At 67.0% G+C, this 13,763-nt stretch carries 10 protein-coding genes and 2 pseudogenes; 4 read left to right on the top strand and 8 right to left on the bottom strand.

The annotated features are described in order from the left end of the window. Together VFZ09_RS46570 and VFZ09_RS46565 are read right to left on the bottom strand one after the other, a co-directional pair. Window positions 1–313 (bottom strand): annotated as a pseudogene (locus VFZ09_RS46570) (hypothetical protein); the annotation flags it as partial. 15 nt (window positions 314–328) lie between these two features. Continuing rightward, window positions 329–716, bottom strand: a pseudogene (locus tag VFZ09_RS46565) (hypothetical protein); the annotation flags it as partial. Window positions 717–1,010: 294 nt separating this feature from the next. On the opposite strand from VFZ09_RS46565, the gene VFZ09_RS46560 reads away from it, so the two are divergent. The 3 genes from VFZ09_RS46560 to VFZ09_RS46550 all read left to right on the top strand — a co-directional run bounded on the left by VFZ09_RS46560 (window position 1,011) and on the right by VFZ09_RS46550 (window position 3,368). After that, window positions 1,011–1,802 carry a hypothetical protein gene (locus tag VFZ09_RS46560; RefSeq protein ID WP_329734302.1) on the top strand — a complete coding sequence of 264 codons (792 nt, stop codon included), beginning with the start codon at window positions 1,011–1,013 and terminating at the stop codon, window positions 1,800–1,802. 103 nt (window positions 1,803–1,905) lie between these two features. Next, entirely contained in the window at window positions 1,906–2,082 is a 177-nt protein-coding gene (locus tag VFZ09_RS46555) for a hypothetical protein (RefSeq protein WP_329734301.1), read from the top strand. A gap of 26 nt (window positions 2,083–2,108) precedes the next feature. After that, entirely contained in the window at window positions 2,109–3,368 is a 1,260-nt protein-coding gene (locus VFZ09_RS46550; protein WP_329734300.1) for a radical SAM/SPASM domain-containing protein, read from the top strand. On the opposite strand, the gene VFZ09_RS46545 is transcribed toward VFZ09_RS46550, so the two are convergent. Together VFZ09_RS46545 and VFZ09_RS46540 are read right to left on the bottom strand one after the other, a co-directional pair. Continuing rightward, the gene (locus VFZ09_RS46545) at window positions 3,295–4,287 is read right to left on the bottom strand and encodes a DUF2381 family protein (RefSeq protein ID WP_329734299.1); all 993 of its coding nucleotides are present in this window, start codon (window positions 4,285–4,287) and stop codon (window positions 3,295–3,297) included. The two genes, VFZ09_RS46550 and VFZ09_RS46545, sit on opposite strands and share 74 nt — an antisense overlap. Window positions 4,288–4,310: 23 nt before the next feature. Further along, complete coding sequence (locus VFZ09_RS46540; RefSeq protein ID WP_329734298.1) at window positions 4,311–6,008, bottom strand: serine/threonine-protein kinase; 1,698 nt, start codon at window positions 6,006–6,008, stop codon at window positions 4,311–4,313. 298 nt (window positions 6,009–6,306) lie between these two features. On the opposite strand from VFZ09_RS46540, the gene VFZ09_RS46535 reads away from it, so the two are divergent. Continuing rightward, window positions 6,307–8,217 (top strand): RICIN domain-containing protein, encoded by a 1,911-nt coding sequence (locus VFZ09_RS46535; RefSeq protein ID WP_329734297.1) that lies wholly within the window; start codon window positions 6,307–6,309, stop codon window positions 8,215–8,217. 86 nt (window positions 8,218–8,303) lie between these two features. On the opposite strand, the gene VFZ09_RS46530 is transcribed toward VFZ09_RS46535, so the two are convergent. The 4 genes from VFZ09_RS46530 to VFZ09_RS46515 form a co-directional block, all read right to left on the bottom strand. Next, window positions 8,304–10,547 (bottom strand): biotin carboxylase N-terminal domain-containing protein, encoded by a 2,244-nt coding sequence (locus VFZ09_RS46530; RefSeq protein ID WP_329734296.1) that lies wholly within the window; start codon window positions 10,545–10,547, stop codon window positions 8,304–8,306. A gap of 340 nt (window positions 10,548–10,887) precedes the next feature. Further along, window positions 10,888–11,295 (bottom strand): hypothetical protein, encoded by a 408-nt coding sequence (locus tag VFZ09_RS46525; protein ID WP_329734295.1) that lies wholly within the window; start codon window positions 11,293–11,295, stop codon window positions 10,888–10,890. Window positions 11,296–11,348: 53 nt separating this feature from the next. Further along, complete coding sequence (locus VFZ09_RS46520) at window positions 11,349–12,767, bottom strand: hypothetical protein (RefSeq protein WP_329734294.1); 1,419 nt, start codon at window positions 12,765–12,767, stop codon at window positions 11,349–11,351. Window positions 12,768–13,544: 777 nt separating this feature from the next. Continuing rightward, window positions 13,545–13,763 (bottom strand): DUF3418 domain-containing protein (locus tag VFZ09_RS46515; protein WP_329734293.1); only part of this gene is annotated, 219 nt, incomplete at its 5' end.

The following is a 13,763-nucleotide window of genomic DNA, read 5'->3' as shown; positions in this document are numbered from 1 at the left end:
CTCCGCACGAGGGCGGCTCCTCGGGGACAGGCCCCGTGCTGGCCACCTCGGACGCGGGTGCCTCGCCCGCGCTCGCCAGGGCGGCGTCCGGGCCCAGCCCGCGGGCGCTGCGGCGGCGGTGCAGCCGCTCCTGCGCGCCCGCCTCGGAGGAGAATACGTGCTCGCCCACCTCCGGAGCGGCAACAGGGGAGGACGCCTCGAGTGAGGGGGCCGTGGCGCCCACCTCCCGCAGCGTGGAGAGGGCGTGGGGGGCCCGCTCAGAGCTACCGCCCAGTCGCGGCCCGAGCGTGACGCAGCCGGTGGAGAGCAGCACGGCCCCCAGCAGCAGCGCCGCCCTCCTGCGCGCCAGGGCCTCAGCGCGCATTGTCCACTGGCGGAAGCCGCCGTGCTGCCGCCGCACCTCCAGCCGCGGCTTCATGTCCAGGGTGGGGGAGAGAGCATCCGCCCCCACGCCAACAACCGCCCAGCACGTGCAGTTCGAAGCCCGGGCGCACCACCACCACTGCCGTCCCATCCAGGTGGGCCAGCGTCACCGCAGGAGACGCACCTCCGGCCCTGCCCCAGTCATGCACCGCCGACAGCCCCAGGGTGTAGCGGCCCCGCTGCCTGGGCGGACCGGTGAAGAGGTGTTGCAAGTCCACCTCGGCCTGGGCGCCCATGAGGCGCGCGCCCAACACATCCGAGGCGAAGGCCTCCACATAGAGAGGACCCATGGTGCACCGTCCGGCTGATGAAGGATTGCTCAACCAGGGCGGCCAATGCCTGGAGTTGCTCCTTCGCGATTCGGAACATGATGGGGTCTCCCTGGCTTCGGGATGCAGACTCCGGGGAGCATCCGTAGCACGAAATGCGAGGCGGTGGGCTGGCAAGTACCGAAGTGTCGAGAGCCAGTTGGAGTCGTGGCCCGCTTCCAGGCGGGGAGGGGGGCGGGGTGGTTCTCCGGCTCGGAGACATGCCCCGCCCGTCGTCCTCGGTGCCGGTACGTCGCTCTGGTAGCGTCCGAGGCCCTCATGGACTTGGATCTCTACCGTTCGTTCACTCAGCGATTGCGCGCCCGGCTGGAGTCCGATGCGCGCGTCCTGGGATTGGTCGCAGTGGGCTCGATGGCGGAGCTCGGGCGTACGCCCGACGCGTGGTCGGATCATGACTTCTTCGTGATCACGGTCCCGGGCGCGCAGGAGTCGTTCCGTCAGGACCTGGGCTGGTTGCCGGACAGCGAGCGCATCGTGCTGAAGGTGCGGGAGACGGCGCATGGGCTCAAGGTGCTCCATGACGATGGCCACCTGCTGGAGTTCGCCATCTTCGACGAGGCCGAGCTGCACCTGGCGAAGGTGAATGACTACCGCGTGCTGTTCGACCGGGCGCACCTCGAGGCCGGCCTGTCGCACCTGCGTACGAGGTCCACCGCCGAGGCCTCCTTCGTCGACGTGGAGCGCGCCTTCGCGCTCTTCCTGTCGGCGCTGCTGGTCGGCGCGGGACGCACCGCGCGCGGTGAGGTGCTCAGCGGGTCCTCCTTCATCAAGCAGCATGCGCTGGGTCATCTGCTGCGGATCCTGACCCACCTGGCGCCCGCGGAGCGCCAGACCCGGCTCGACAACCTGGATCCGTTCCGCCGCTTCGAACAGGAGTTCCCGGAGCAGGGGAGGGCGCTCCATCACCTGTTGTTGCTGGAGCCCGGCCCGTGCGCCCGGCAACTGCTCTCCTTCGCGGAGGAGCAGCTCGCGCACCGGATGGAGCGTTACCCGGCTCGGGCCGTGCAGGTCATCCGGAACCGGCTGGAGTCGTGGGCCGGCCCGGCCTGAAGCGCTCGTTCCCGGGGCAAATCCCGTCAACCCAGAGATTCTGGATTGCTCTCGGCCATCAGCAGGCCTTATCATCGAGCGTCCATTCGCGAAAGGACCGCCCATGACGAAGAAGGTCGAGAAGAAGTTTCCGCGCACGCAGGTGATCGAGCGTCAGAACGAGCGCACCCGCCAGGTGCTCGAGCTGGACGAGAAGGCGCTCGAGCAGATCCGTGGAGGCAGCGCCGACTACGGCCTGCCGCCCCCGGATGACGAGATCATCAAGAGCAAGTTGACCTGATCCCTCGCTGTTCCCGCTCCCGGCTCATGCCTCCGTCCGTCCAGACCCGCACGGCCTATGCCGTGTGGGAGCTCACCCTCAAGTGCAACCTCGCCTGCGGCCACTGCGGTTCGCGGGCGGGAGACAGCCGCAAGAACGAGCTCTCCCGTGAGGAGGCGCTCGACCTGGTGCGCCAGCTCGCCGAGGTGGGCATCCAGGAAGTGACCATCGAGGGCGGCGAGGCGTTCCTGCGTCCCGACTGGCTCGACATCGCGCGGGCCATCACGGACCACGGGATGCTCTGCACCATGACGACGGGAGGCTATGGCCTCTCGCGTGAGACGGCGCGGCGGATGAAGGAGGCGGGCATCGCGCACGTCTCCGTCTCCGTGGACGGCCTGGAGGCCACGCACGATCGCATCCGTGGCCGCAAGGGCTCGTTCCGCTTCTGCTTCGAGACGCTGGGCCACCTGCGCGAGGCGGGCGTGCCCATCAGCTCGAACACGCAGGTCAACCGTCTGTCCGCCCCCGAGCTGCCCGCGCTGTACGAGCGCCTGAGGGATGCCGGCATCCGCGCCTGGCAGGTCCAGCTCACCGGCCCCATGGGCAACGGGACGGACAACGTGTGGATGCTGCTGCAGCCCGCGGAGCTGCCGGACCTCTACCGGATGCTCGCCCGCGTCGCCCTGCGGGTCCGCGAGGAGGGCCGGGTGTCGTTGGTTCCTGGCAACGACGTGGGCTACTTCGGCCCGTACGACGATCTCCTCTTCTCCTCCAGCGGGGCCAAGGTGTGGGCGGGCTGCAAGGCGGGCCTGTCCGTGCTGGGCATCCACGCAGATGGCGGCATCAAGGCGTGCCCCACGCTGCCGTCCGAGTTCGTCGGCGGCAACATCCGCCAGCAGCCCCTGGCCGATATCCTGGAGACGCGCGAGCTCACCTTCAACGGCGCGGCCGGTACGCCCGAGGGCATCGCGCATCTGTGGGGCCACTGCGCGAGCTGCCGCTATGCCGAGGCCTGCCGGGGAGGGTGCTCGCAACGGGCGCATGTGCTCTTCAACCGGCGGGGCAACAACCCCTACTGCCACCACCGCTCGCTCCGGCTGGCCGAGCGCGGCGTGCGCGAGCGCGTCGTCCGCTCCGCGCCCGGCACGGGGTTGCCCTTCGATCATGGGGTCTTCGAGCTGGTGGAGGAGCCGCTCGAGTCGCCCTGGCCGTCGGATGATCCGCATCACTTCACCTATGAGCGCGTGGAGTGGCCTCCGGGTTGGGAGGCCTTCCCGCTGCCCGCCCGCACTCCATCGGAGTGACCGCTCGGCTTCGTGTTGCTTCATCCTGATGGAGAACTGACTGCGGGAATGTCACCTTGAAGAGGGTGGTGGTGCGGCCATCCACCCCCCACAGGCGAAGCGTCACCTCTCCGTGAGGAATCCCAGATGCCGCATCGGCTTCGATGAACACCGGCTGCATCTGCTGGGGCGAGATGGGTTCCGCCAGCCCGATGCGCACCCCCTCCAGCGTCTCCCCCGTGGGACCCACCAGGCTCGCGCCCGCGGCTTGCCACGACTCGGCGCCAGTGTTCATGAGGTCCACCTTCACCCCGACGCTGTTGTCGGATCGATAAGTGACACCTCTCAACACCCAGAGTCCGTCGTCTGATCGCTGCTCACGGACCATCTTCGCGGAGAACTGCTGTGCTGGGACGCCGGTATGGTTCAACGCCCCAGCGAGGAAGAGGCCGCGAAGGCCGCTGGACTGAGAGAGCTGGGCGCGGAGGTCCTGGTTCTTCGCGCGCTCCTGCTCTATCTCCTGCAGGAGGGACTCCCGAGTCCGTTTGTCGCGGTATACCTCCACCTGGTGGGTCGCCCGCCCGCGGTGGGCCACCAGCGTGAAGGTGACGCTTTGTGGCGATTCTCCACCTGCGAGGTGTGCTGTGAGCCGAATGCGCTCCCCAGGCGCCATGTCCTTCGGCGGCACCAAACCGATGCTGCTTCGGCCGCTCATCACCTCCTCGAAGCGCACGTCTTCTTGCAGGTCCACCGTGACAGGCGTGTCGAAGCGGAAGCCCGTCATGAGCCCAGGACTGACGCACACCTCGAAATGCCTGGTGGACACGAGCGACAACTCGAGGCGCTTCACCTCCTCGCAGCGGATGGCACGGGGCGGTGATTCCAACGCAGCAGGCGCTTGAAGAAGCGCCAGGAATACCAGGACGGAGGCAGGAAGCATGGGTGGCCATTCCCAGAGCAGTCTTATCTGAAGCGCTTGACAACCTGGAGGCTCAGGGAGGAGATGGTGAGGGCCTCAGTGGGCGTACTGCCGGGCTCGGCCTCCGCGCCACGGGGGATGTCACCTATCGTCACCAATTCCAGGCATACGGGGATGGTCTCGCCGTTGGGAAGATGGGCGGTGGTGAAGCGCGCATAGACACGTCCTTCCCCCACATAGACATGGCCATCCAAGGCCGTCCGATCGGGGAGGTCTCTGGATCGGCCGCGGCTTTCGGCACGGATCTTCTGGCCATCGCGCACAAGCACGTCCCGGGGTTTCTCGCCAAAGGGAATCAGGCTCGCGCCGACGTCGTCTCCGGGGTACAGGCGGTAGCTCCTGTGCGCCGCCTCCGCTCCAGGCGGGCACTCCTCCGGAGGGGGAGGGGGGCGCGGTCGCGGCCCGCTCACGCAACCCGCGGAACCGGCAACACAGCCGGCGGCAACGAGGGTGCGAATCGTCTTGGACTTCTTCATCGAGGGTTCCTTGCTGTTCGTCGCGGGGGCGACGGGCGCGGGGGTGGGTGACGTCTCGGGTCCCGCGCCGGGTACAACTTCCGCCGTTGTGGCGCCTGCATCGACTTCCTGGCCGGAACCGCTCTGGAGCGTCGTGGGGGCGGGTGCTGACGCCGTGCGTGGGGTGTCCCCGGGAGGCCGGAGCGAGAGGAGGGCCGCGGTGAGCGCGAGCCCGGCAGCGGCCCACCATCGCCAGGGAAACGGGCGTCCGGGCACTGCCGGCGCCGCCGGGGCGGAGCGCTTCTCGGGGCCGGCTCCAGGAAACATCGGGCTGCGCCAGGAGCCATCCGCCTCGGTGCACAGCTCCACCAGGTGCTCCGCGAGCGCCTTGGCGTCCGGGTACCTGTCCTCGGCATCCTTCTCCAGCAGGCCCATGCACAGCTCGCTCAGGGCCAGGGGCACGCGCGGGTTGCGCTCATGTGGGCCCGGCGGCGTCTCCTCGAGGATGGCCCGGTTCAACCCCGGGTCGTTCCGGTCTCCGAAGGGCAGCGTGCGCGTCAGCAGGGCGTAGATGACGACGCCCAGGGCCCACAGGTCATCTCCCGGTGAGAAGGGGTAGTGCTCGCCCTCCCACTGCTTCGCGAAGCGCAGTGCCTCGGGACTCCGGTACTCGGCGGTGCCCGGTGGCAGCCGCATCGTCAGGCGGAGCGCCCCCTCCTTGAGCCCCGCCGCGCCGAAGTCCACCAGCACCGGTTGTCCGTCCGCCTCGCGCACGATGATGTTGCTCTCCTTGATGTCCCGGTGCACCACGCCCGAGGCATGCACGTCCGCCAGGGTGAGCGCCAGGGGCAGCAGCACCCGCATCACCAGCTCGAGCGCGGAAGGATTCTCCCGGGCCGCCCAGGCGTCGAGGGTGAGGCCCTCGACCAGTTCCAGGGACAGGACGAGCCAGAGAGGCTCCTTCTCGGGCCAGAGGCAATACCCGTGGAAGGACACCACGTTGGGATGCCGTATCTGACGCAGCGCGGCCGTCTCCCGGTCAGCCCTCGGGTGGACGGGCACCAGCTTGATGGCGTAGGGCCGTCCGCCGCGCCTCGCCCGGTACACGGTGCCGAAGCTGCCGGAGGCGATGATCCCCTCGATGGTGAAGCCCGCGACCTCCGTGCCCGGAGCGAAGCCGAGCCCGGGAACCTCACTCCCTGTCTGTCCACCACTCTCACCGGCCATATCGCGGCCTCCAAAAAGCCCGGGAAACTACCAGGGAGGTGGCTGGAGGCCCCGGACGTGATGGGTTGGGAGGGGGGTGGGGGAGGGAGCGGGTTCTCGGCTCCAGGGTTCGCGCTTCGATTACTGGTGCAAAGATGTTGCAAAAGATGGACATTCTGGAAAAATCCAATTAATGGTTTTCCCGGGAACACGGGAGGGAGATCTGATGAACGCCGCGACTCGCCTGGCGAGCATGATGTGTTTTCTGGCTGGCTGTAGCGTACCGACCGAAGGGAGAGCCCCCGTCGAGGAAGGGCCGGTGAAGACCGCGGCCCGGAGCCTCATGGCCGAGCCGGGCCAGTACGTGCGTCTGACCGCGCGGCACTCGGGGAAATGCCTCGGCGTGGCCGGCTCGAGCCAGGCCGACGAGGCGCAGATCCTCCAGTGGGATTGCAATGGCAGCCGCGACCAGGCGTTCCTCTTCGAGCCGGTGGGCTCCGTGTACCGCATCAAGGCGTGGCACAGCGGGAAGTGCCTCGCCCAGACCGGCGGCTATCTCGTCCAGCGCGACTGCGGCGCCGCTTCGTACTTCACGCAGGTCGAGCACGGCGACGGTTCGTATTCGATCGCCGAGGCCTTCATCCAGCCCTCCCTGGACTACAGCCCGCGCCACCTGGACGTCGAGTCCGCGAGCACCGCCAATGGTGCCCGTGTCCTGCTGTACACGCCGACCGGGGGGAGCAACCAGCGGTTCACGACCCTGGCCTATCGCGAGCAGGCGGGCCTCGACGCTTGCAAGAAAGCGCCTCCCGCGAGGGACGAGCTCCCCTGGTGCGGTGGGTACTACGTGGGCCCCGATGGGTGCTGGACGCAGCTGACGTCACACGTCTACGAATGGTGCCGCCGCTACGGCGTGAATTTCGGCGCCGAGTGGGGCCCGGGCTACGACAATCACCGGTATTACGATGCCATCGACCGGTGCGCCTTCTGGCACGATTACACCACCTGGACCGTTCCGAACGATCCGATCATCAATGACGCGCAGGCCTGGATGTGTATGGCCATGGTCCAGCCGGCGAGCGTGGAAGAGGAGCGGGCCCGGTCGCACGGGGTCTACTGGCTGGCGCATGATCCAGCGACGCTGGCGCGGGCCGGCGGCTACATCGATCCGCGTCTGGCCAGCAACCGGAGGCCCGCCCCGTTCCCGGTGCGCGCCAATGACGCGCTCCCCCAGCCCGACTCGTTCATGCAGGTGCCGTGGGCGAGGCAGCAGGGCGGGTATTGGAACGAGCAGCAATGGATGGCGGGAGACTTCAACGGCGACGGCGCCACGGACCTGGCCAAGGTGTTCAACGAGAACGGGCTGGCCTCGGTGGACGTGCACGTCACCGGCCTGCGGGGCTTCACGCGGGTGCGTTGGGTGACGCAGGATGGCGGCTTCTGGGACAGGCAGAAGTGGATGGCCGGCGACTTCAACGGCGACGGCAGGGCGGACCTCGTCAACGTCTTCAACGACGGCTGGCAGACCTGGGCGGACGTCCACGTCTCGACGGGCAGCGGCTTCGTGCGGAAGCTCTGGCAGAATCAGGGCGGCAATGTCTGGCCCGGGGAGAAGTGGCTGACCGGCGACTTCAACGGCGACGGCAAGGTGGACCTCGCCAACGTCTTCTACGACAACGGCCTGAACAGCATCGAGGTCCACGTCTCGACGGGCGGCAGCTTCGTCCGGGAGCGCTGGCAGACGCAGGGCGGCGGTTTCTGGGACACGCAGAAGTGGATCGCGGGGGACTTCAACGGAGACGGCTATGACGACATCGCCAACGTCTTTGGCGAGGGCGGCCTCGTCTCCATCGACGTCCACGTCTCCTCGGGGAGCAGCTTCACCATCTCGCGCTGGGTGACCCGGCAGGGCGTCTTCAACGAGGGACAGCAGTGGATGGCGATGCGCCGGACCTCCGTGGACGGCGTCGACACCCGGAGGACCGATCTCGTGTCCGCGTTCTTCGACAACGGCTACGACAGCATCGCCGTGCGCCGCAGCGTGGGGAGCACGTTCGCGGCTCCGGAGCTCTGGGCGACGCGCTACGGCGTTCACCTCGGCCACGCTCCCGTCTCGTATTCCACCTGGGCGGCGCGCAGGTGGCTCACGGGCAACTTCAACACCGCCGGCTCGGTCGCCCGGGTGTACTCCGACGGCGGGCTGGTCTCCGCCGACGTGTACGTCCGCTGAGCCTCCGCTGGCCGGAGGGCTACTGCCAGCGAGCCACTGGTCGGGGCCTGGAAACACCCAGGCCGGAAACCCCTGATCCAGCCGGACTATCTGGCCGCGCGAAGCGCCGCCACCACCCAGTTGACGTGGCGCTCGGGGGCGGTGTCGCGCATGTGCTGCTTCATGAGCGGCATCTCGAGGATGCGCACGTGGTCCCCGAGGTTGGTCAGGAAGGGCTTGCCGTCCAGCGCGACGCCGTCCGGGCGCACCTGCCGGCCCTCGATGCGCATCTGCGCGAGGACCTCGATGCAGACCCGGCGGAGCAGCTCGTAGGCGTTCTGCTCCGCGGCCACCGAGATGATGAGCTTGCCGAACGTCGGGTCCTTGTTGACCAGGGTGTCCCCGGGCTCGAAGCCACAGTCGAACCGGATCTTCAGATCCTGGATCCCCGTCGTCCCCGCCTCCTTCAGCTTCGCGAGGATGACGTCCCTGGCGGGAATCTCGATGCGGTCGAACCTGCCCGCGTTGGGGACGAACAGGCCCACCCCCCCGTCGCGGCTGTCCTTCAGGTTCGGCATCCAGCTCTCGGCGTTGATGCGGAACTCGCGCCCCACGTGGGTGCACACGAGCTGGCCCTGCTCGAAGTCGATGGGCTCGCCGTTGGCAATCCGCATCTGCCACTGCACCAGGTTGAGCGGCTCGAGCTCCTCGCCGCGGCGGATGGCGTGCACCTCCTCGGTGACGGGGTGCTCCACCTGGATGCGCGTGTTCATCTCCAGGAAGTAGTACCGCCCCGCCTTGTACATGAGCTCGATGGTGCCGGCGCCCACGTAGCCCACCTCGTCCGCGAAGCGCACCGCGAGCTGCTGCACACGCTCCTGCAACTCCGGCGAGGCCCGCAGCAGGGCCGGAGGGGCCTCCTCCTGAATCTTCTGGCTCGCCCGCTGCTCGCTGCAGTCCCGCATCCCGAAGTGGCGGGTGTTGCCGTAGCGGTCCCGGAGCACCTGCACTTCCAGGTGGATGGTCTCCGGGATGTTCTGTTCGAACATCACGCCCGCATCCCAGCCGTTCGCCTGGATTTCCCCCAGCACCTTGGTGATGGCCGCCGGCAGGGCCTCGAGGCTCTGGCAGACGGCCTGGCCGCGGCCACCGCCGCCGTTGGCGGCCTTGAGCCGGCCCGGGAAGCTGAAGACGCCGTTGCGGAACGCCTCCTCGATGCGCTCCTGGATGACCTTCGCGTCGCTCGCCTCCAGGGTGATGCCCGGCGTCACCGCGTGGGGGTCGAGCTGCTGCACCATGGAGCGGAAGGTCCGCTTGTCACCCGCCCGTTCCACCACGTCCTGCATGGGGCCGATGAAGATGAGGCCGTTCTGGCGGAAGTGGCGGATGGCGGAGGCGTTCTCGGCGAGCGGCCCGTAGCCCGGGTAGACGGCGGCCCGGGCCAGCTCCCGCTCCCATGTTTTTCCGAAGCGCTCCTGGAAGGCGCAGGTGACCTTGTCCGTGATCTGGACGTAGTTGGCGTACGTCTCGCGGAACGTCCCCTGCAGGCCCACGGTGAAGCCACCGTGCGCGCGTGCGAGCCGGACCTGCAGCGCGTCCGCATCGTCCTGCAGGCTGTGGCAGACCACGGGCGTCATCCCGAGCGCGATGCACTCGCGGACCGCCCGGACCCCCATCTCCCCCTTGTCCACGACGATGATGTACTTCAGCGCCCCGGCGCTCACGGTGGTCGCGGGGAAGGCGTACAGGTCCGTGGTGGCCAGATAGAGCAGATCCAGGGCCGCGGGCGCGGTGTTCAGCAGCTCCTCCGCCCGCGCGCGCACCCGTGCGAAGAGGTGCTTGCGCAGCTCCTCGTCCACGTGCATCAGCACCAGGAAGCGCAGCGTCTCCGCCTCCGCCAGGTGCTCGCCCAGGCGCCGCCCGGCCTCGGGAGACACGAAGTCGCGGGCCCACGCGTGGTGCGCCCTCGGGTCCACCGACAGCTCGGCCTTCAGCCGGGCGATGTCCGCGAGCAGGGCCTCCACGGCGGCGGCGGCGGCCGTCTCCCCGCCCGAGAGGGCCTGGAGCGCCGGCTTCCACACGAAGCGGGTCTGCCAGATGGCCCCGTTGGCGATGATGTAGCGCAGGGCCAGCAGCCGCTGGCCGCGCTCGCCCTGGACCACCGTCCCCAGGTCCGTCAGCCGGGCCCCGGGGTACGCCAGCCACACCAGGAAGGCCTGCTTGGCGCTGACGTGGCCACTGCCGGGATAGACGAGCTCCAGCGGGTGCTTCGACACGCGTCCGGTGGGGACAGCGGAGTGCGCGGCGCCATGGGCGTTCGGAGCGTGGGCGATGGGGGAAGGGGTCGTCATGGTGTTCAAGGTCCTGAAGCCGCGGACAGCTCTCGTGTCTCGCGCGAAGGGCGCACTACACGCCTACCCGGGCGCATGTTGTCAATGCAGTCGCAGGTGGATGCGACGCACTCGCCGGGTGCGCGACGCACTGCGCAGAGCCCCGACGCACCGCGGCATCCGCTCGGCGGCCCCCCGGGAAGCGGAGCTTGCCGCTGTCACGGGGGCTCTCGCTCTGGCTTGGAACAACGCAGGGGGCTTGGGGAGCAGCTCCTGGTCAGGGGGCGCAGACGTCTCGTTAGGACGAGTCGGAGGGCGCGAGGTGTCGGAACGAGTTCTTTGACACCACTCTTCGGTGGCTTCATGCGAATGGATCGTAGAAATCTACAGGCTTGTCGTCATCGACGTCGTGATACGTCCACGTATTTGCATCTGTTTTTGTTGCGCATGCGCTGCGCGATTCCGCGGAAAGTGACCGGCACACGAAAGTGAGTCCGCCGAAGCTGCCAAATGACAAGGCAATGCGCAGTGAATCCGCCTTCTTTTCAATGTCGATCTGTTGAACGACTGTCGAAGCTGGGGTTTCACGAGTGGAGTACGACTCCTTGAAGCGCTGTAGGTCGGCGAAAGTTCCGGGAACCCGATGGAACTCCGATACATCCATGAAGCGGAGACGCAGGAATGCTCGATCTGATTCTGCGGCCTTATCAGGGTAGTCGAGAACGACTACCAATGTCTTCTTCGATGCTTCGTACTGATAGCTGATCAAGAGACTCTCGTGAGACCCCTCGAGCGCACCCATGCTGTCTTTAACCTGCCGTATCACCAGTAGGCCCCCTCGTACGGGATGTGTGTCAGTGCTTGGAACTGCGGATGCGTGTCGTCGATGACGTTGCCATCGATATCCAGGTGCTGTCCTTTGGTGTTCTGCCAGCGGAAATATCCGTTTGCCTGACGACACCACTTGTTCGAAGTGGCGTTCAGCCCGTTCTTCCACATGAACCGCAGACGCTCGACGCCATTTTCATCGAGCCACTTCCAACCGCCTTTCTTGTCAGTCGGAACATGGCGCCACCCACGTGGCTTATTGCGCTTCAACCAGTTCACGGAGACACCGCGAAGCGATTTCCGCGGAAACTCTGTCGGGGCCGATGATTTCGACGAGCCGCCGCTCTTCTCGCCCTTCGCCATCAAAGCGCCGGCCGCACCGAGCGAGCCCGTCGTGACGGGCGGACCGAGGGCCGCCGCCGTGCCGCTCCCCGCGTTCCCCGCAAGGACCAGCCTGTTGCCACCGTTTGCGACTGCCAGCGCGAGCATCGGAGGCGGCGGCGGCAATGAATTTATGATCTTGGCCGCCTTGCCCAGGTTGGCCTTGACGCCTCTGACCGAGAGCCATGCCATGATGATGCTTTTCAGCATCCTGAGGAATGCTTTGCTCGCGTCAGCAATCCATCCAGATCTGCCATTCGCTTGTATCGCGATTCTCAGCCACTCTGCGCCATGCTTGACCGCCGCTTCGATACTCACGAGTGCGGCTTGCGCTCCAACCATGGCCAACACGAGTTGGATGGCAGCGGCGCTGAGTTGGAGGATGAGGGGGCTCGCGGGCCCGGCCATGGCAGCCGCCAGGCCCTCTAGCGCGATGAATCCAGCGACGACGGTGATGATTTCGGCGAGGTGCTCGCGGATGACTTCCCAGTCCTCGGCAAAGACTTCACGGGCATGATTCGGGCTTTCGGTGATGCTCGCGACGATGTCCAGCAGTGCCCTGGCGAATCGTTCGATGGCATCCTGGATTGCCCCAGCGATTTCCTTGAGCTCCGCGAACGCGCCACCCGTCAACGAACCGGAGGGAACCACCTCCTTGAGCGCTTTGGCGAAGGCCGGGCTCACGAGCCAGATTCGCGCCCCCTCAATGAGTTTGATGTTGTTGCCACCACCGCCGAAAACTGTTCGCTTCTGGTACGAGCCGGTGATGCCTTGCTTCCCCTTTTGCTGGTTTACATACAACAGGACGTTCTCGTAGAAGGCCAGATCATGGCCAGGACGAACCGCGCTGGAGAACGCCTGTCTCGCGAGTTTCTCGACGTTGTCATTCTTCTTGATCTGATACAGCTTGGCCGTCGGTTCGGGTAAATGGGTGTTGACGCGGAGCCCTTGGACATAGCCGCGGTAGATTCCGTCTTGCGCATACGCGGTCACGTGCCACCAGCCCGGCGCGTCGGGATGAGGACCGCTCACGAACACTGGCGTCGTAGGTGGTATTGGAAGGCCTGGAGGAAAGCGCTCCTCAGGGTTTTTCCGTCCGGGACGGAGGTTGCATTGGGCGCCGTTGAACCGTTCGTCGGCAGAGCGGCGTATATCTCTCGGAGGAAGCCGAGTTCCCGCTCATTACCGAGCCAGATTTTCATCCTTGGCTCGATGGCCTTCCAGGACGCTGGTGGGTAGCCGGCGGACAAATTTCTATCACTATCAAGAACGACGACAAAATTGGATGGGTTTCCAGAGAGTACCCAGAATTGGGAGGACATGATTGGTTTCTCGTGTGAAACGCCATGGTTGAGACTGGTTCAGGATTGTTCCTTGTGGCTCACTCAAGCGGGGCCTTATCGAATTGCGCCTGCGTGATGAGGCCCCTGCAGGCCAGATGTGCTCCGACCGGTTCGGTCATACGGAAGCGATGCTAGTCCGGTTTGTGTCTGCGAGCGCACATCCTGCGCCCCAGGTGTGCAAAAGCCCACACAGAGTCCATATGCCCGAGCACCGTGCGCACGAACAACCGCCAAGCGGCAGGTGGTGGGTTTCCCTCAAAAGGACTCTAGGCGGAATGGCCCTCACCGCCTCGTACAGCACCGTCCCCTCCGGCCGCCTCCGCCGGTACTCCCACCCGTGCGCCCCCACCAGCCCCTCCCCAGCCACACCTCGCCAGGGCACACGCTACCGCCAATCGCCCACGAGACTCCGCCAAGCCCCCTCTGGGAGTGCCAGGCGGCGGGTTCGATTCCCGCCGCCTCCATTCTAGCGCAGCGCCGCGAGGGCCGCGCCGGCCTTCGTCACCGTCACCGACACGGGCGTCGTCACCTCCGGAGCGAAGAGGGCCACGCGGAGCTCCTCGAAGGCCCACCGAAGCTCCTGCGCCGCCTCCTGGTCACGCACGGTGGCGCGCCTGGCGAGGAAGGTCTCCCACAGGGGGGTGAAGGGCTCGGCCTTCCCCGCGTCCTTGCCGGGGTTCGCCAC

Source organism: Archangium sp. (assembly GCF_036277355.1).
GTDB lineage: Bacteria > Myxococcota > Myxococcia > Myxococcales > Myxococcaceae > Archangium.
Note: the sequence above shows the minus strand (reverse complement) of the source record. Positions and strands in the feature narration are given on the sequence as shown.

What these genes read in the sequence shown, in the direction of transcription:
- VFZ09_RS46560 (WP_329734302.1), top strand. Translation starts at nt 1,011, where the DNA reads ATGGACTTGGATCTCTACCGTTCGTTCACTCAGCGATTGCGCGCCCGG.
- VFZ09_RS46555 (WP_329734301.1), top strand. Translation starts at nt 1,906, where the DNA reads ATGACGAAGAAGGTCGAGAAGAAGTTTCCGCGCACGCAGGTGATCGAG.
- VFZ09_RS46550 (WP_329734300.1), top strand. Translation starts at nt 2,109, where the DNA reads ATGCCTCCGTCCGTCCAGACCCGCACGGCCTATGCCGTGTGGGAGCTC.
- VFZ09_RS46545 (WP_329734299.1), bottom strand. Translation starts at nt 4,287, where the DNA reads ATGCTTCCTGCCTCCGTCCTGGTATTCCTGGCGCTTCTTCAAGCGCCT.
- VFZ09_RS46540 (WP_329734298.1), bottom strand. Translation starts at nt 6,008, where the DNA reads ATGGCCGGTGAGAGTGGTGGACAGACAGGGAGTGAGGTTCCCGGGCTC.
- VFZ09_RS46530 (WP_329734296.1), bottom strand. Translation starts at nt 10,547, where the DNA reads ATGACGACCCCTTCCCCCATCGCCCACGCTCCGAACGCCCATGGCGCC.